This is a genomic window from Photobacterium minamisatsumaniensis (assembly GCF_050336695.1).
GTDB lineage: Bacteria > Pseudomonadota > Gammaproteobacteria > Enterobacterales > Vibrionaceae > Photobacterium > Photobacterium minamisatsumaniensis.
Window position 1 is genome coordinate 102,424 of the sequence record NZ_JAKJSI010000018.1, and the last position, 17,538, is coordinate 119,961.

A 17,538-nucleotide genomic window follows, 5' to 3' on the forward strand; every position below is an offset into this window, starting at 1 on the left:
ATCACATTATTATTATGCAAAATACCGTTCTTCGTAAAAACGAAATAAAACAACACGTTAAGTTACAAGATTTAAGAAGTTTGCATCACGGTCATAAATGCGTGAATGATGTAGACCTAAACAGTCAACAAAAACTCGACAAGATGATTATCGAGTCAAGCAAACTACTTTCTAATCACAAGAAGCTTGCCACTCAAGCTAATAAACCAACTGTCAACCTTGCAGCCCTACCAGCATGCAACAGTCCACACTATAAGAAGCTTAAGTCATATAAACAACGAATAAAGAAACTAAAGTTAGCAAACACTTTACTTTCTTTACTTATCTCAAATCGAGGAAGAGATTGATGGTATAGAAAGTCATGCCAGTTAACAGGTATAAAAACTACAACCAGCCAAAGTCCCATTAGCACACGGTAAGCAAAACGTGAATTTATGATCCAACAATCAACCTTAACCAGCTACGCTACGCTACGAGTCGAGCTTTATCAAAAGCCATCAATACATTACCGCAGCTATTATTATCCCGACACTCAAGCTAGAGACGCAAAACAATGTAACCCCCGCCCCTGAAATCATACCTCCTGAAATTAAACAAATAAGCTTATCTCTGCTAAGTAACTCAAGCTCGGCCTCAGCAAGTTCTACCTGCTTTTTGTGATGCCTTTTCAACTTTGTCACAGGCTCTGGATAACCTTCGAGGGCTAAATACTTGTCACGGAAATATTTGTACGCAATCTTGTTCCTTGCTAAGCGTTTATTTAAGAGTCGTACACGCTTGAATCGTCTAATTGTTGCCTTACTTATCATTCTCTTACATCCATTATTACAACAGAGAGCAAAAAGGCCGCAACATACAAATATTGCGGCCTTTGTATTTAAGTAAAAGTAATTACAAGTCAGGATAACCCGTTGGGTTAGCCGACTGCCAACGCCACGTATCTGTGGTCATGTCTTCAATAGTGCGCGTTGCTTCCCAATAAAGCTCAGCTTTTGCTTTAGCAGGATCAGCCCAACACTCTGCAATATCACCCGGGCGACGAGGGGCAATCTGATACGCTACGTCAACACCCGCTGACTCAGAAAATGCTTTAACCATCTGCAATACACTAAAACCGTTACCAGTACCTAGGTTATAAATATGCAGACCCGCATCTTTACCTTTGTGGTTTAGTGCCGCTAGGTGGCCATCGGCTAAATCAAGGACATGAATGTAATCACGAACACCCGTTCCATCGACCGTCGGGTAATCGTCACCAAAGACAGATAAGAACTCACGACGACCAACTGCAACCTGAGAAATAAATGGCATCAGGTTATTAGGAATACCTTGCGGATCTTCACCCATTTCACCCGACTGGTGAGAACCTACAGGATTGAAGTAACGCAGTAATGTAATGCTCATTTCTGGGTGTGCTTTTTGAATATCGCTTAAGCATTCTTCAACCATCAATTTGCTACGCCCATATGGGTTAGTCGCACTGGTTGGGAAATCCTCGGTAATAGGCACAGTCGCAGGGTCGCCATATACGGTTGCAGAAGAGCTGAAGATAAGGCTATTTACGCCAGCAGCACGCATCGCTTCCACTAGCACCAAAGTACCGTGTACATTGTTATCATAATACTCTAACGGCTTTTCAACTGACTCACCCACCGCCTTTAAACCAGCAAAATGAATAACAGATTCAACATTTGTTTCTGCTAACACCTTATCTAAGAATGCACGGTCACGAATGTCACCTTGGTAAAATGCAGGCATTACCCCAGTCAACTTTTCAATACGGGCCAGTACTGATTCTTTACTGTTATATAAATTATCAACAATAACAGGCGTCATACCCGCTTCAATCATTTGTACACATGTATGGCTACCAATGTAGCCCATGCCGCCTGTAACTAGAACACGCATGCATCTCTCCCTAACTTAACTGACTAATACTCAAATAATTGTATATCAATAATTTGTTACTGCGCTAAAACTATCATATCTTGGCACTAATAAAAAATAGCCACAAAATTAAGATGTATAAATACCGCTAAATGACTCTAAACTAGACAATATCTTACTTATCATGGCGATTTTCCAGCATTGAAACAGCAATAAAACACTGTATAATATCGTCATTCATTTTTGTTAAGTAAAGATTATGCTTATGACCTTTAGACCTTATTTACTCCGCTATGCCATTATCGCCATGTTAACGCTGATTATTTCTGGCTGCGAACTGGTTGATTGGAAAGCTAAGCATGATAAAGATGCACTCAGCGACGCTGGCTACCAAGAACATTTCCTACCTCTAAAAGAAGGCGGAACAATCAAATATTGGGTAGGAGGTTCAGGCGAGCCGCTTCTTTTGCTTCATGGTTTTGGCGGAACCGCTATTTCAACTTGGAAAAATGAAATGTTAGCCTTAAACCAACATTATCAGATTATTGCCCCTGATTTACCTTGGTTTGGTGACTCATACAGCGAAGGCACTCCAAACCTCACCACTCAAACTGAAGCCGTATGGCAAATACTGGATGCTCTAGACATTGAACAAGTCAATGTCGCCGGTATTTCATACGGTGGTTTTGTTACCTATAACATGATGACAAAGCCAGAGCGTGTTAAAAAAGGGGTTATTATTGCCAGCCCTGGCCCACTTTTTAGCGACGATGATTTAGCCGACTTATGTGTTCGTGCTGGCGTTGATCAGCCTGAGAATCTCTTTGTACCAGAGAATCAACAGGAAGTAAGGCGACTTTTTGAACATGTTTTCGTTGAACCTAAAAAGATGCCTGACTTTGTTGCAGAGCAGATATACGACAGTTATTTTTCCCCATATAAAAACGAAAAAAGACTTTTAATACAATCTCTTAATGTTGATAGAGACCGTATATCACACTACCCACCAGCACAACTCCCGCCGAGCTTGCTTATTTGGGGTGACAGTGATCAAATTTTCCCGTTGAAAAATGGCATTTCTTTAAGTCAATATATGAACTCTGCGATCATCGTCATACCTAATACAGGCCATGGTGTGACTAACGAGCAACCCGAAACCGTCACTAAACTACTGAAATCATATATAGGTTGATAGTTAACAGACCTTTATCACAGATCAACCAATTACATATTTTTCATAGAAAAATTAGACATGGGTTTCATCCTGGCTTATGCTAACCCAACCAATGCACGCAGTTGCTCATTGGTTGGATTTTGCTTTATCAGGGATGTACCTATACCGTGGCGATAGTTATTAAAAGCTCACAGCTTAAATCAGACAATAGTGCTTATATTGAGCTCAGCAAAGAAACACTTCAGTATCAATTGACAGTGTTATTTCCAGCAACAGGACTCATCAGTTTAATTATTGCCTTTACCTATTTTGTATCAGAATCTTCAATTGAATCGACAAACTTCATTACGGCAGTTGCCGCTGCATTTCTTTCATTTTTTCTTTCTAATGCCAATAAACGCAATGTAAACCCCTACGCTCTAATTTGGCTATTTATCCTTTATACCACGGCAATTTGTGTATATGACCTATATACAAACTCGGCCCAACTTATTTCGCACACCATTGCGTTAACAATTCCTTTGCTTTGCTTCTTCGCTTTAAAACACCAGTACGCGTGGTGGTACAGCTTGTTGTTTGGCATATATTATATTGTGGCAAGTAGCGCAGATTTGATATCAAAAGAGGTCCAAATCACCGAAGCACTAAGGAATATTAGCGCATACGCAATGGTGCTGGTCATGGCCTATTTATTGGCGCAGCACCGAAATGAAGCGATATCGAGAGTAAAGAAAACGGCAACGACTGACTTTCTTACTGCGCTGCATAACCGTAAAGGTATCGAAGCTATCTACTTACATGAAGCGTACCGTAGTAACCGTTATCTTCGAGACCTAACACTGGTATTAATAGATATTGATAACTTAAAAGAAATTAATGACCGCTACAGCCTAGAAGTTGGTGATCAAGTCCTTATGATGTTATCAAAGTGTTTACAAGAAAAAACACGGCATTCTGATCACATTGCAAGAATAGGTAGCCAAGAGTTTTGCCTTCTACTCCCTGACACTGAAATTGATCAAGCTGAACTTTTTGTTCAAAAACTGAAAAGTGAAATTAACAACTGGCAGTTAGAATTAGAAAGCGGTCATAGTATTTCAATTACCGTTAGTATCGGTCTCACACAAGTCGAGTTTCAAAACTTTAGCCTTGACTATATAAAAGCTGACAGCGCCCTACAGCGCGCAAAAAATTGGGGCCGAGATCAGATTGCGATTGGTTAATAACCAAAGGGGGCAATCTGTCAGCTCTAGCTTCATGCGATAAATAGAACTGGCAGTTTGCTCTAACTTGTATCTGGACAATTATGAGTTACGATCCATGTAGCATTCTGATTTTTCGGATTAGCTTTTGTATGGTAATCGCTGATGATGGGGTATCAAACGCAATTTCATACTAACTCTTTTAGGAGAACAAATAGGTCAGCCAAACATGGGCTGGCTCGAAGATGAACATTTCGTATCATGGCGTTTGCTAATTTAGCTTTTAAAGAATTATCTAGGGTATTGTAAATACCTTTAAACAAGAGATACATACAAACCAGGTACGTTACTTCCTAAAGCCTTAATATGTGAACTCAGCCGAATTATCTCTTTAATCGCCCCATGACTTCATGAGGCGTTGATTAACAGCTTTAAGCTTCTTCAAGTGAAAATGGTAAGATAGCATTTGAGCCATCGAGTACTTTTAGCCTAGGAAGAAGATCTATGACACCATCTTGCATAGCTTTATTACCTATATCATTATCTACCTTTAGCCAATCATTGCGTGCACGTAACCAATAAAACGAAGGCGTATAAAGGTAAGTGTTACTATCCATTGTTAACTGATTAAATACTTCAACGTGCCATGCTGCACCAACCTCATGTGGTCTGATTGTTGACCAAACAAAGTTCATGTTCTGTTGGCCATCTTTTTCACTAATAACAAGGCGAGAATAGGCATCATTAATATGTAATAGGCATGTATAAAGTTCATTACGATCTTTTTGAGTGCCGAAAGTAAAAAGGTATTTATAGTTATTTTTGGCTTTTTCATGGGTCTCCTCGCACTGAGGTAAGTCATTTCTAACAAACAAGTCAGCATACCCATTAAACCATGACCTTGTCCCAGGCATAAAAAATGATGACTCATAAACATAATGAGTTACATCATAGCCTAAGTTGTCTAAAGCTTCTTCAACAGATTCAATAACAAAGCGTCTATTTTCTTCTATTAATTTAGGTAGGTCACCATTGTAACTGACAGGTAGTACCCTGAACATTGAATGGTTTCTAATTTCATTAGCCATATCGTCGGTTGATGGCGAGTGTATAGCTCCAGTGAATAAACTGCTGCCCAAACCTGCACCTCCAAGTAAGCTCATTGCAGCAATGGCTCCACCAGTAACATTGCTTTTACGCGCTTGACGAGAATGATAGTCACCTGTGAATTCATCCAAATTATTAGGGCTTACAGGCTCAATATTATAAGCCTTCATCATTAAATTCATTGCTTCACTGTGCTCAGAGGAGTAGTTAAAATTATATTGGTTGTTATCCAACAACTCCCCATAGTCTTTGGGACTTGAACAACCAGTCAAAGCGATAGGTAATAATGTGATGGCAATTAATGATTTTTTCATAGGTACTTCCATGTCATTGTTATTCGATATAATCGAGATGATATGCTTATACACGCATAGAGTACTTTAAGTCATTGGTTTTTTTTTGTAACTTACTGTTAATTATCAGCACCTTAGGGTAAGACACGTGCTTCTGGAGCAAAATCGATATCATCTCAATTGTGATTTCGACGAATGCATTAGCCAATATAATGAAAAGGTATTTGCCATAAACAAACTTTGGGGCAATAGTAAGTCAGCACAGGCAAAGCTAGCTCACAAGATGAACAAATGTGAGTTACATAGCGCACTGGCAACGTTTTGAGCAGAGCCGAGCTAAGGTGGATGGACTCATTTCACTGGTTTCAATTTCTCAACTAAAAAATCAACAAAGGCACGGACATGAGGCCTCGGGTATTGACTGTTCTTATATATTGCAAATATTTCACCACTCCCTCGCTCACTATGCATTGATGTCCAATTGGGTATCAACTCACTCAACTGTCCATTTTCCAGATATGGCTTTAACATCCAGTCAGATAAAAGAAGAACACCAGTTCCTTTCAGTGCAGCATGCAAAAGAGGTGAACCGCCTTTTGATATCAAATTTCCGTTTACTAACACCTTTTTGTTAGTTGTCCCTTTCCTAAAATACCAATAGTTTCTTTGCCTTTCATGGCTAATTAGCAGGCAGTTATGATGCTGTAAATCTTCGGGCGTTTCGATAGGGTTGTGCTTCTTAATGTAAGAAGGGGCTGCCACCAGTGACGTATGGTTCGTTAGTAAATGGCGAGCTTTGAGACGACTATCTTGTGGCGTACCTATACGGATAGCAATATCTATATTTTCACTATTCAAATCGACCACGTTGTTATCTAACTCTAATTCGACTTGTATTTTCGGGTACCGTTCCAAAAACTCTGGAATTAATGATGTGAGACACAAGTTACCAAAGCTCTCAAAAACTGAAATTCGTAAGATCCCCTCTAGAACACCATGCTCTCCTCGCATTTCAGCTAACAGTATTTCGCTATCTTGTAAAATTTTGGCTGATTGATTATAGAAATACAGCCCCTCTTCAGTCAGCATCAACTGCCTTGTACTGCGTTTAAAAAGCGAGACTTTGAGCTTACTTTCAAGGCTATCTATATTTCTCGCAACAGAAGATGGAGCCATATTCAGAGCTTTTCCAGCTTGTGAGAAGTTGCCTGACTCTACGACTTGGTCAAATACTTTAATTAACTCTAACACGCACCCACCTTTGCATTTTATGCACAACTGATTCAGATTTTATACGTATTCTGCACACATATCGAATTATGCATAATAACCCTATCGCAATGTTCGCGATATTCTTCAATCAAATTAATGGTGCAAAAATGTCAAAACGTATCGATCTCGCTCAAATTCAGCCTAACGCTTTAACTGCAATGCTATCTATAGAAAGTTATCTATCTGACACAGCGTTATCTTGCGAATTAAAAGAAATGATTAAAATCAGGGCATCAATCATCAACAAATGCTCTTATTGTATCCAAATGCATACGACCGAAGCATTAAAGATTGGCATCTCAAAACCGAAACTGTTTGCCCTCTCTGCATGGCAAGAGTCGCCACTGTTTAATAAAACGGAGCGGGTATTACTTAAATTGACAGACGAAATGACAATGATTTCCAATGCTGGTGTTTCGGATACGACTTACCAGCAATGCTTAGACTTGCTGGGAGAAGAGTTGCTTGCACAATCGATGATGCAAGTAATTATGATTAATGCATGGAATCGATTTGCACTTGCAACAAAGATGACCCATTAGTAAAAGTTTGAATTCGTACCAACTATTACTTAAAAAGGTACAGAATCCCTCTGAGCCTGTACCTTTTTAATTTTGTTAGCCATATTTGAACTTTATCGTAACTGATGACTAGCATGATGACTGAAACAAACTTTGGGCCATAAATGAGTTAGGTATAGCGAATGAATGACAAGCATTTATGTACACCTCACTCTGACCGCTGCCAACTAAATTGTCCATCAAACTCAACACACTCTAAGACCGCACTTTTCGCATTTTCTATATATATTTGCTGCTGTGCCGATACGGGATAGTTTAAATACTCGGAACATTTTGCACTTTGCCCTGCTCCCACGACAACTTTAGTTCCCGGTTTGAGTTTACAGCTGATCATTTTATCTAACGGCGACCATTGGTAGCATATTTCGTAATCTTCACGGTACTTTGCAATACTGCCTTTAGGTGTATTAAATGCCCACCACTGCCCCAATTTACTCGCAGGGTTAGTACTATTCCACGCACGGTTTATGACAATGTCTGCCTGTTCTTGGCTGATATACACTTGTCCAGAGCAAAGCCCACCTTCATCTGGCGCGCCCAGTGCCTTGTTTAACAAATTGACGTCATCAATCGGTTCAAAGTCCTTAGCCAAAGCACCAGAAAGATATGTATCACCGATACATTGCTGCTCATCGATAGAGTGTTGCTCAGAAGTTGATTGATTCTCAGAAATAGATTGGTACTCAGCGATAGGCTGATTATTAGTAGCGCACCCCACTAATAAAATAACAGATACTTGTATTGCGTTAGTCTTCACAACATTTCTCCCTTAATGATTTAATGACTAACAGGTCTCCTACTTCATTTCCCTGTGTAAGTAATATACTCGCCCATAACAACTGATTGGCTCTACTTTCCTATTCGTCTAATTGGTAGTACAGTCAACTACATCACGCAGTACCTAAAGTAATAGCAATGACAACAAAAACCCTGTGCCAGTGGAAGTGCTTTTCTGTAGAGCAATCCAGCCAAACGCTACCTGATGGTCGAAACGTCGAGTTTACGACTGTAAAACATCCAGGAGCTGTCATCATTGTACCTGTCACTGAACAAGGTGATTTGGTTATGGTGAATCAGTTCCGCCCCGCGATTAAAGATTGGATTCTCGAATTTCCAGCAGGCACACTCGAAGACAGTGAAAATATCCTCGACTGCGCCAAGCGCGAGTTAGCGGAAGAAGTACAACTCAGAGCCAATGAATGGAAAACATTGGGCGAACTTTTCCCTGTCCCCGGTTTTTGCGACGAGGTTCAATACCTGTTTTTGGCAAAGGGACTATCACCTTGCCAAGGTGAACTCGATGACGACGAAATCATTGAGATAGTAACCCTATCCACTACAGAGTTCCTTGCTAAAGTCGCCAGCAATGACATCAAAGATGCAAAAACACTGGCTTCATTTTTAAAGCTGCAAGCTATGGGTCTTCTCTAATTTTTCATGCAAGACACACTTTGCAACCAAACACAGTCGCAATTTACTCGAGAATGTGGCATCTTTGCGCCGCATTCTTGCTTTCAGCACCGTACCTAAGCTAAAGGATATAAACATGGACAAACTATTTTCAGTTCTTAATAAAGTCGCCGCTATTATGGCTATGGTAATGTTTGTTGTTGGTGGTGGTATGGCACTTTTTGTCATGGTATACGGCAACTAAGCTCAGTTACATCCGCATCCCACCATCAACTTCCAGTATTCGGCCTGTAAAGTAGTCGTTTTCAAAAATATACTTCACGGCATGGGCAATCTCCTTAGCCTCACCGATTCGGCCGACTGGGATCATTTTTTTCAATCGCTCAACGGCCTCAGGCTTTAGTTGATCTGCCATCGCTGTATCAACGACGCCTGGCGCTATTGCAGCAGCACGAATACCATATTTAGCGAGTTCTTTCGCCCAACAAACGGCCATTGTTGCCACCGCAGCCTTTGAAGCCGCGTAATTTGTTTGCCCAATATTACCGGCCCGCGCAACACTGGAAATATTGATTATCACACCACGGCTATCCGAGTTAACCATGGCAGCGGCAGCTTCACGTCCGCATAAGAAAGTGCCTGTTGTATTAACATTCATGACAACATTAAACTGCTCTAACGGCATCTTGGTTAGCTGACCATCTTTTACTTTTATCAACATACCATCGTTTAAAATACCGGCATTATTTACCAAGCCATTCAGTTGACCAAAATCGCCTATGATGCTGCTAAAAACGGTTTCAACTTGTGATTCATTAGTCACATCTGCGGTGTATGTGAATGCTTTTGCGCTCAACATTTGGCATTGTTGCTGTGTTTGCTTTAACCCTTCTTCATTAAGATCAATAAGAGCTAGATCTGCGCCAGCCTGTGCCAAACTAATCGCCATCATTTGCCCTAAGCCTTGACCTGCGCCAGTAATAGCGATTGTGCATTGTTTTAAATCCATATGTCCCCCGTAATACATCAAAGAAAATGGTTCGCTTTGCTTAATGTTATTTCTTGGGTTTACGATAAAACTCAAACAGACTTGAAAAATCTAATAGTTCGTTACCATTAGCGTTATGAAAAGCGTATAGGTTTCTGGCTAATGTACCCATAGGAATCGCAGATTGACTCTGCGTAGCAGCTTCGATTCCCAACCCTAAATCTTTGAGCATCAATTTAGACATGAAGCCCGGTTGATACTGATTTGAAGCGGGCGCTTTTTCCATAATACCAGGGCATGGGTTATATAATTCAAGGGCCCAATTACGCCCCGAGCTTTGCAGCATAATATCTGATAGCACCTGTGGATCCAGACCGTTATCTATCCCTAGATTTAATGCTTCACAAGTGCCTGACATTAGAATACCAAGCATCAGGTTATTACATATTTTCGCCATCTGACCATCGCCCGCTTTACCGGCATGGAAGATATTTTTACCTACATACTGCAGCACGTTTTTTGATTGCTGAAACCCTTGAGCCGATCCTCCAACAATAAAAGTAAGCGTGCCCGCTTTCGCGCCTGCTACGCCACCGGATACAGGTGCATCAACAAACTCTAGCCCTTGCTTTTGTGCCTCTGAAGCTACTAACCTTGCCGAGTCTGGATCTATCGTTGATGAATCAATTAAAAAGGTGTCCTTTCCAACCATTTTTAATAAACCAACGCCACCATGATGGTCTCCTAAATAGACCGCACGTACATGATCTCCTGCTGGTAACATGGTAATCACTGTATCAACATCTTTTACTGCAGCCTCAAGCGTTGACGCAACAACAGCACCGTCAGCTTCTAGCTCTTTTGCCGCAGCTGGGTTCAAATCAAATACCGACACATCACAACCCGCTTTTAGCAAATTTCTCGCCATTGGGTTACCCATGTTTCCTAGTCCAACAAATGCAATTTTCATACTTTTGTCACCTCGCGATTAGAGCGTTTGCAACGGGTGTTCGTAATCAGCCCATAATGGAGTAAATAGCTGATCAATTACCGACTCATCAACAGCTTGAATAGAGGAAAAGCGCCAGTTAGGTTGTCCACATTTATCAATTAGACGTGCTCTTACACCCTCATGAAACTCACCTAATTCCCCACATCGAACAGACAGCGTTAACTCAAGCCGGAAGCAATCCGCTAATGATTCATAATGAAATTCAGTCAGCTGGCGATAGCAGATATAGGCAGAAATAGGGCTTCCTTCAGCAAGCGTTAATTGCGCGCGCTTCAGCCATTTATCGTCACCTTCAATATTATGGATTTGCTGCTCTATCTCTACCAGCGAGCCATATTGACAAGCAGCTTGAATACTTGAAAGATGAGGCAGAAGTTGACTTTCAGGGTGACTAGACATTGCTTTCTTACCCAGAGAATCTAATGCGCTGGTCACACTTTTGGCGGGGTCTTCATCGTCCCAATTAATCTGCTGCAGCGCGCTAAATAGTGATGCTTTATCTTCAGGTAGTAAAATATGCTCAGCCATGGATAAGGCAAGAGCATCGGTCGAATTAACTGGCGCGCCTGTTAAACCCAAAAACAAACCAACACCTTGAGGTAAGTGGTTGAGAAACCATGTACCACCAACATCTGGATACAAGCCAATCGTTATTTCAGGCATAGCTAAACGTGAAGATGGGGTTGTAATTCGATGACTTGCGCCGATATAAAGCCCAATACCACCTCCCATCACAATTCCCTGCCCCCAAACAATAATTGGCTTAGGGTACGTATGGATCAAGTAATCCGTTTTATACTCAAGCGTAAAATAGTCTGTAAGAAAAGAAGCTGATTGATGTTTACTATTATTTGATGAATCCGGATCTATTGCTTCATCCATCACTTGATACATAGCTCGTACATCGCCGCCGGCACAGAATGCTTTCTCCCCCTTTCCATGTATAAACACACAATTCACCGTATCATTATGCTGCCAGTGCAATAAGGCTTCGTATAATTGACTTAACATGCCCATGGTAAGGGCGTTGAGTGATGCAGGGTTATCAAGTTCAGCGACTCCAATTTGATGACCATCTTGGCAAGCCATTTCACTGATATTCACTTTTGCGTCCATCACAGCTCCTTAATTTGAATAGATTATTCATTCATCCATTTAGGCGGGCGTTTTTCTAAGAAAGCATTCACGCCTTCTTTTTGATCTTTCGTGTCAAACAATCGAATAAACAATTCCCGTTCTTTCATTAAGCCATGATGAAGTGGTGCAGAACGGCAATTTTGAATGAGCTCTTTACAAGCCGTAACAGACGAAGGTGATTGATGTGCCACCGATTCTGTTAATTTGGTCGCCGCTTCTAACCCCAAACCGGAGCCAACGACCTCTTCAACTAATCCAATATCTAAACCTTGTGACGCTGTCACTCTCTCGCCGCATAATATAATGCGTTTTGCCCACCCCTCGCCGACCAACCATGTCAGGTTTTGCGTACCACCAGCACAAGGCAACAAACCAACTTTTGCTTCAGGTAGAGCCAATACTGCATGTGCTTCTGCAACACGAATATCACAAGCCAGTGCAACTTCAAGGCCGCCCCCCATTGCGTAGCCATTAATCGCAGCAATAGACACACCACGAAATGCTGAAAGCGTTTCAAATGCAGCTCCAAACGCCTGTGCCATTTCAATTGCAATGCCTTTATCGCCACTGGCGAACACATTTAGATCAGCGCCAGCAGAAAAGAACTTTTCACCTTGGCCTGTGATCACCAAGGCATAAACATTTTTATTGATATTTAACGCAGTAATAGCTTCTTTAAGCTGGTTAAGACTATCTTTTGTCCATGTATTCGCTGGCGGATTATTCATGGTCAAAACTGCTACATGGTTATTAATCGTAACCTGTACCGTAGCGCCTTCTTTCGACGTAGCACTTTCTATAGACATAGAGGTTCTCCTAACTCATTCGATCAACCGATATTTCGGTTGCAATAGTTACGACAAGAATAGGCACGATGACGGAGTTACAATAGCTCAACACCGTCGCTCAGAACACGTCGAGCAATAATCAATCTCATAATTTCATTGGTGCCTTCAAGGATCTGATGTACGCGGACATCTCTAAAAAAGCGCTCCATCGGGTACTCTTTGATATAACCGTAGCCACCATATAGCTGCAGTGCCTGGTCACAAACTTTAAAGCCTACATCGGTTGCAAACCGTTTGGCCATTGCGCAATATACAGAAGCTTCAGGGTCTGATTGATCCAATTTATAAGCGGCGTAGCGTACTAATTGCCTTGCCGCGACCAATTCCGTTGTCATATCTGCGAGTGAAAATTGGACCGTCTGAAATTGGGATAACGGTTTACCAAATTGCTTACGTTCCTCAACATACTGCTTAGCGTTATTCAGCGCCTGCTGTGCCGTACCTAATGAACAGCTCGCAATATTAATTCGGCCACCATCTAGCCCTTTCATCGCATATTTAAAACCTTCGCCTTCTTTGCCTAAGAGATTAACCTCTGGAATCACAACCTGATCAAAAGTAACCGCGCGTGTGGGTTGACTATTCCAGCCCATTTTGGGCTCTTTCCTACCATAACTCACACCATCTGCATTGGCTGGCACCACAAAGGCGGTTATTCCCTCCGAATTTGGATGACTTTCATCATGCTTTAGTCGAGCCATCACCACTAAAACATCGGTTTCGCCAGCTCCTGAGATAAACGCTTTGGCACCATTAATAATATAGTTTTCACCTTGTTTTACTGCTGACGTCGTCAAAGATGCAGCGTCTGATCCTGCATTCGCTTCCGTTAAACAGTAGGATGCAAGCAGCTCACCAGTCATCAACTTCGGGCAGTATTGTTGCTTCACAACCTCTTGGCCAAAGCTAGCAATCATCCAGCTCACCATGTTATGAATAGTCATAAATGCGGTGGTTGATGTACAGCCCATTGCTAAATGTTCAAAGACAATTGATGCATCTAAGCGCGGTAGTCCCAAACCCCCTTCAGACTCTGGCACGTAAAGGCTTAAAAAACCCATTTCACCCGCTTGTTGGAGTACATCTTTTGGGAAGGTTTGTGTTTCATCCCAGTGTGCAGCATTGGGGGCTAACTGTTCTTGAGCAAATTGGCTTGCAGCACTGGCGAACGCACGTTGATCATCATTTAGCGCAAAATCCATAATCAATTCCTCGAGTCATCAATGGCTCATACTGATTTATCTTAGATGAATAGTCATATTCGGACCTTCTGGAATATCTTCATCAAACCAACGTGCCGTAATCGTTTTTGTTTCAGTATAAAAACGAACAGCTTGTTTACCGTAAGCATGAAGATCGCCATAAAAACTGCCTCGCCACCCTGTAAAAGAAAAGAAAGGTAACGGCACGGGAATGGGGACATTAATACCGACTTGGCCAACTTGAATTTGATGCTGATACTTTCTTGCTGCAGCCCCGCACGCTGTAAATATCGACGTCCCGTTGCCATAAGGATTCTGATTAACCAGTGCTATCGCCTCATCCAGAGTTTCAACCTCTATACACACCAGAACCGGACCAAATATCTCTTGTTTATAAATCGACATCTCCGTCGAAGCGCTTGAAAACAGTGTCGGCCCAACCCAATTGCCATCTGCATAACCATCAACTTCACACTTACTACCATCAAGCTCGCAAACCGCACCTTGCTGCTTGCCTTCTTCGATGAGTGAAATGACTCGCTGTTTCGCTTGCTGGCTGATCAAAGGCCCAAAAGCAGCACCTTCATCACCCGAAGCGCCGGGCCTTACTTTTTCCATCGCTGTTTTCAGCTTTGGAATAACGGATTTAGCCTCTCCCACTAGCACCGCAACAGAAATCGCCATACACCGTTGACCCGCAGCACCCACAGATGAGCCAACCAAGTTATTCACGACTTGCTCGTGATTGGCGTCAGGCATTACAACCATGTGATTTTTAGCCCCAGCAAATGCTTGTACTCGCTTAAAATGCTGAGTTCCCGTTCGATATATATACTGAGCAACAGGTACCGAACCTACAAACGACACCGTACGAATGTCTGGGTGAGCAAGCAGGTAATCTACCTGCTCTTTTCCACCATGCACAATTTGTAATACACCTTTGGGTGCGCCTGCTAACTCAAATAGCTCAGCCAAACGCATTGCAGTGAGTGGGACTTGTTCTGAGGGTTTTAAAACAAAAGTATTACCTGCTGCTATTGCCATCGGAAACATCCACAGTGGGATCATCGCTGGAAAATTAAATGGAGTGATCCCACAACAAACACCTAGAGGCTGAATTAATGAGTAGGAATCAATGTCTGTAGCAACATTTTCAACGGTTTCACCCATCATCAAACTGGCTATATTGGCGGCTTGTTCAACCACTTCAATTCCACGCCAAACATCACCTTTTGCATCAGCAAAGTTCTTGCCTGTTTCACTCGATAGCAATGTTGCTAATTCATCGTGATGGGCTTTTAATTCATGCTGATAATTCAACATTAATCGTGCTCGTTCTGGTGTGGGAATATCTTTCCAGCACTGAAACATCGCCTTTGCACTCTCAATCGCTTCAAGCATTTCAATGTCGGTGGTCAGTGGAACTTGTGCTATAGCAGCATTGCTAGCAGGATCGGTAACATCTACCCAAGAAGTCGACGCTGACTGCTTGAATTCACCATTGATATATAACGGAACTTTTTTTGGTGCTGTTGAATTGCTCATTATCGTCCCCAGAAAGTCAATTATTCAGGTTACTTGGTCGATACAGGTACTTCCAACGCCATTGCAGTTGCTTCACCGCCACCAATGCATAAAGCAGCGATGCCTCTAGCGGGTTTAGATGTCGCTTGCTGTAAACGATTTAATCGATGGATCAAAGTGACTAATATTCGTGCCCCTGTCGCCCCAATGGGATGCCCTAGCGCACATGCCCCACCATCAGGATTCACCTTCTCTGGTGCTAATTCCAAATGCTTGATGACAATTTGAGTGACAACAGCAAAAGCTTCATTGATTTCCCAACTATCAATGTCATTTACCGCCCAATTTAAATCGTCAAGAAGCTGCTGTATGGCGAAAGCTGGCGCTATCGTAAATTCAGCAGGCTTACGCGCATGACTGGCATGGCCTTTAATGATTGCCAGTGGTGATAACCCCTCTTGACGAGCAGATTCAGCATCCATAAGCATCAGCGCTGCGGCACCATCAGAAATCGAACTTGAATTTGCTGCCGTAACGGTTCCAGAAGGTGAAAAAGCGGGTCTCAGCTGAGGTATTTTAGTAATATTAATTTCTTGTGGGTGCTCGTCAGTAGTAATGCGGTGTGATTCACTTTTCCCTTTTTTGCTTGGCTTTACCGCCACATCAACTGGCACAATTTCATCTTTAAACCAGCCTAATTCTTGTGCCTGTAATGCACGTTCCACCGATAATACAGCCCATTTATCCATACTTTGCCGAGTAAACTGCTCTTTCTCGGCAGTTGCTTGAGCATACACCCCCATGAGTTTGCCTTCATAGGCATCTTCAAGGCCATCTAAAAACATATGGTCATAGCTGGTGTTATGGCCGAGTCGCTGTCCTGCTCTTGCTTGTTTTTGCAGGTAAGGCGCATTGGTCATGCTTTCCATCCCCCCCGCAATGACGACGCGATTACGATTAAGAAGTATCGAGTCATAGCCAAGCATAACGGCTTTCATACCCGAACCACATACCTTGTTCAAGGTCGTACAACCAATACTAACAGGTAAACCAGCACCTAACGCAGCCTGTCTGGCTGGTGCTTGACCACACCCCGCCGACAACACATTCCCCATAAACACTTCGTTAACCCGGTCGGGTTCAACACTTGTTTGCTCAAGCATTCCCGCAATGGCTGCACTGCCTAGTTGAGGGGCGGTTAATGACGAAAAGTGTCCTTGAAAACTGCAAATCGGCGTTCTGTTTGCCGCGACAACCCACACGTCCTTACTCATCAGCATGTCCTCATATCTACCGAGCAGCATGTAGCACTGTGCACTCGATTTCTTGACGTTTACGTAAGCATAGCACTAACATTTACGTAAACGTTAAGAACGAAACACACTAAAGTGTCAACCTAGTTATCCAGTGACATTACTGCCGTTACAGGAGTTCTGAGTGGTTTATCTCGATACGTTTAATTGGATAAGTCATTGGTCTACCACAGTCGTTTGACCTAAGAGGCGGTTCAAAGTGGAGACATTTAAGATTAGTGAACTTGCTAAAGAATTTGATATTACAACCCGCAGCATTCGGTTTTATGAAGATGTTGGGTTGTTACAACCTGATCGCCAAGGCAATGCCCGCATTTACCAACGACGAGATAAAGTCAGGTTAAAACTAATTTTACGCGGTAAAAGGCTCGGGTTTTCACTAGCCGAAATACGTGAGCTTTTTGAACTGTATGATACAGATCAGAGCGTAATACAGCTGGCAAAAATGTTAACGATTATCGACACGAAGCAAGCAGTACTACAGCGCCAACTTGAAGATATTAATGTCGTGATGAATGAGTTAAAGCTTGCAAAAAATCGCTGCCAACAAGCCTTGAATAACCACGCTAGTCAATAGCAGCATTTACA

17 protein-coding genes are annotated in these 17,538 nt (G+C 42.2%); 6 read left to right on the forward strand and 11 right to left on the reverse strand.

Annotated elements, in window-relative coordinates; genetic code table 11:
• Nucleotides 1-891: 891 nt before the first annotated feature.
• Nucleotides 892-1,908, reverse strand: coding sequence for a UDP-glucose 4-epimerase GalE (gene galE, locus L4D78_RS09865; RefSeq protein WP_428466757.1), 1,017 nt, complete (start codon nucleotides 1,906-1,908; stop codon nucleotides 892-894).
• A gap of 244 nt (nucleotides 1,909-2,152) precedes the next feature.
• On the opposite strand from galE, the gene L4D78_RS09870 reads away from it, so the two are divergent.
• Together L4D78_RS09870 and L4D78_RS09875 are read left to right on the forward strand one after the other, a co-directional pair.
• Entirely contained in the window at nucleotides 2,153-3,079 is a 927-nt protein-coding gene (locus tag L4D78_RS09870; RefSeq protein ID WP_428466758.1) for an alpha/beta fold hydrolase, read from the forward strand.
• Between the two features lie 149 nt (nucleotides 3,080-3,228).
• Complete coding sequence (locus tag L4D78_RS09875) at nucleotides 3,229-4,284, forward strand: GGDEF domain-containing protein (RefSeq protein WP_428466759.1); 1,056 nt, start codon at nucleotides 3,229-3,231, stop codon at nucleotides 4,282-4,284.
• A 410-nt stretch (nucleotides 4,285-4,694) separates the two neighbouring features.
• Here the strand turns inward: L4D78_RS09875 and L4D78_RS09880 are convergent, their stop codons facing one another.
• Both L4D78_RS09880 and L4D78_RS09885 read right to left on the reverse strand, forming a co-directional pair.
• Nucleotides 4,695-5,684 (reverse strand): hypothetical protein, encoded by a 990-nt coding sequence (locus tag L4D78_RS09880; protein WP_428466760.1) that lies wholly within the window; start codon nucleotides 5,682-5,684, stop codon nucleotides 4,695-4,697.
• Nucleotides 5,685-6,014: 330 nt separating this feature from the next.
• A complete protein-coding gene (locus L4D78_RS09885) occupies nucleotides 6,015-6,914 on the reverse strand; it encodes a LysR family transcriptional regulator (protein ID WP_428466761.1) in 900 nt (299 codons plus the stop codon).
• Between the two features lie 128 nt (nucleotides 6,915-7,042).
• On the opposite strand from L4D78_RS09885, the gene L4D78_RS09890 reads away from it, so the two are divergent.
• Nucleotides 7,043-7,477 (forward strand): carboxymuconolactone decarboxylase family protein, encoded by a 435-nt coding sequence (locus L4D78_RS09890; RefSeq protein ID WP_428466762.1) that lies wholly within the window; start codon nucleotides 7,043-7,045, stop codon nucleotides 7,475-7,477.
• 187 nt (nucleotides 7,478-7,664) lie between these two features.
• Here the strand turns inward: L4D78_RS09890 and L4D78_RS09895 are convergent, their stop codons facing one another.
• The gene (locus L4D78_RS09895) at nucleotides 7,665-8,189 is read right to left on the reverse strand and encodes a hypothetical protein (RefSeq protein ID WP_428466809.1); all 525 of its coding nucleotides are present in this window, start codon (nucleotides 8,187-8,189) and stop codon (nucleotides 7,665-7,667) included.
• 242 nt (nucleotides 8,190-8,431) lie between these two features.
• Between L4D78_RS09895 and L4D78_RS09900 the strand changes: the two genes are divergently transcribed.
• Together L4D78_RS09900 and L4D78_RS09905 are read left to right on the forward strand one after the other, a co-directional pair.
• Nucleotides 8,432-8,947 (forward strand): NUDIX hydrolase, encoded by a 516-nt coding sequence (locus L4D78_RS09900; protein WP_428466763.1) that lies wholly within the window; start codon nucleotides 8,432-8,434, stop codon nucleotides 8,945-8,947.
• Nucleotides 8,948-9,062: 115 nt separating this feature from the next.
• Complete coding sequence (locus tag L4D78_RS09905) at nucleotides 9,063-9,170, forward strand: 3-ketoacyl-ACP reductase (protein ID WP_428460098.1); 108 nt, start codon at nucleotides 9,063-9,065, stop codon at nucleotides 9,168-9,170.
• 6 nt (nucleotides 9,171-9,176) lie between these two features.
• Here L4D78_RS09905 and L4D78_RS09910 read toward each other — a convergent pair whose 3' ends face one another.
• From L4D78_RS09910 to L4D78_RS09940, 7 genes are all read right to left on the reverse strand, one after another.
• Entirely contained in the window at nucleotides 9,177-9,935 is a 759-nt protein-coding gene (locus tag L4D78_RS09910; protein WP_428466764.1) for an SDR family oxidoreductase, read from the reverse strand.
• A gap of 46 nt (nucleotides 9,936-9,981) precedes the next feature.
• Entirely contained in the window at nucleotides 9,982-10,884 is a 903-nt protein-coding gene (mmsB, locus tag L4D78_RS09915) for a 3-hydroxyisobutyrate dehydrogenase (protein WP_428466765.1), read from the reverse strand.
• An 18-nt stretch (nucleotides 10,885-10,902) separates the two neighbouring features.
• A complete protein-coding gene (locus L4D78_RS09920) occupies nucleotides 10,903-12,042 on the reverse strand; it encodes an enoyl-CoA hydratase/isomerase family protein (protein WP_428466766.1) in 1,140 nt (379 codons plus the stop codon).
• 23 nt (nucleotides 12,043-12,065) lie between these two features.
• Nucleotides 12,066-12,869 (reverse strand): enoyl-CoA hydratase, encoded by an 804-nt coding sequence (locus L4D78_RS09925; RefSeq protein WP_428466767.1) that lies wholly within the window; start codon nucleotides 12,867-12,869, stop codon nucleotides 12,066-12,068.
• 77 nt (nucleotides 12,870-12,946) lie between these two features.
• Nucleotides 12,947-14,113: an acyl-CoA dehydrogenase family protein gene (locus L4D78_RS09930; protein WP_428466768.1), complete on the reverse strand. Its 1,167-nt coding sequence runs from the start codon at nucleotides 14,111-14,113 to the stop codon at nucleotides 12,947-12,949.
• 36 nt (nucleotides 14,114-14,149) lie between these two features.
• Complete coding sequence (locus L4D78_RS09935) at nucleotides 14,150-15,658, reverse strand: CoA-acylating methylmalonate-semialdehyde dehydrogenase (RefSeq protein WP_428466769.1); 1,509 nt, start codon at nucleotides 15,656-15,658, stop codon at nucleotides 14,150-14,152.
• Nucleotides 15,659-15,687: 29 nt separating this feature from the next.
• Nucleotides 15,688-16,911 (reverse strand): thiolase family protein, encoded by a 1,224-nt coding sequence (locus L4D78_RS09940; RefSeq protein WP_428466770.1) that lies wholly within the window; start codon nucleotides 16,909-16,911, stop codon nucleotides 15,688-15,690.
• A gap of 238 nt (nucleotides 16,912-17,149) precedes the next feature.
• On the opposite strand from L4D78_RS09940, the gene L4D78_RS09945 reads away from it, so the two are divergent.
• On the forward strand, nucleotides 17,150-17,527 hold the full coding sequence (locus L4D78_RS09945) for a MerR family transcriptional regulator (RefSeq protein WP_428466771.1): 378 nt from the start codon (nucleotides 17,150-17,152) through the stop codon (nucleotides 17,525-17,527).
• The last annotated feature ends 11 nt before the right edge of the window (nucleotides 17,528-17,538 follow it).

Excerpts from the sequence above, each read along its gene's own strand:
- galE (WP_428466757.1), bottom strand. The coding sequence starts at position 1,908 with ATGCGTGTTCTAGTTACAGGCGGCATGGGCTACATTGGTAGCCATACA.
- L4D78_RS09880 (WP_428466760.1), bottom strand. The coding sequence starts at position 5,684 with ATGAAAAAATCATTAATTGCCATCACATTATTACCTATCGCTTTGACT.
- L4D78_RS09910 (WP_428466764.1), bottom strand. The coding sequence starts at position 9,935 with ATGGATTTAAAACAATGCACAATCGCTATTACTGGCGCAGGTCAAGGC.
- L4D78_RS09900 (WP_428466763.1), top strand. The coding sequence starts at position 8,432 with ATGACAACAAAAACCCTGTGCCAGTGGAAGTGCTTTTCTGTAGAGCAA.
- L4D78_RS09870 (WP_428466758.1), top strand. The coding sequence starts at position 2,153 with ATGACCTTTAGACCTTATTTACTCCGCTATGCCATTATCGCCATGTTA.
- L4D78_RS09920 (WP_428466766.1), bottom strand. The coding sequence starts at position 12,042 with ATGGACGCAAAAGTGAATATCAGTGAAATGGCTTGCCAAGATGGTCAT.
- mmsB (WP_428466765.1), bottom strand. The coding sequence starts at position 10,884 with ATGAAAATTGCATTTGTTGGACTAGGAAACATGGGTAACCCAATGGCG.
- L4D78_RS09935 (WP_428466769.1), bottom strand. The coding sequence starts at position 15,658 with ATGAGCAATTCAACAGCACCAAAAAAAGTTCCGTTATATATCAATGGT.
- L4D78_RS09930 (WP_428466768.1), bottom strand. The coding sequence starts at position 14,113 with ATGGATTTTGCGCTAAATGATGATCAACGTGCGTTCGCCAGTGCTGCA.
- L4D78_RS09905 (WP_428460098.1), top strand. The coding sequence starts at position 9,063 with ATGGACAAACTATTTTCAGTTCTTAATAAAGTCGCCGCTATTATGGCT.
- L4D78_RS09925 (WP_428466767.1), bottom strand. The coding sequence starts at position 12,869 with ATGTCTATAGAAAGTGCTACGTCGAAAGAAGGCGCTACGGTACAGGTT.
- L4D78_RS09890 (WP_428466762.1), top strand. The coding sequence starts at position 7,043 with ATGTCAAAACGTATCGATCTCGCTCAAATTCAGCCTAACGCTTTAACT.
- L4D78_RS09940 (WP_428466770.1), bottom strand. The coding sequence starts at position 16,911 with ATGAGTAAGGACGTGTGGGTTGTCGCGGCAAACAGAACGCCGATTTGC.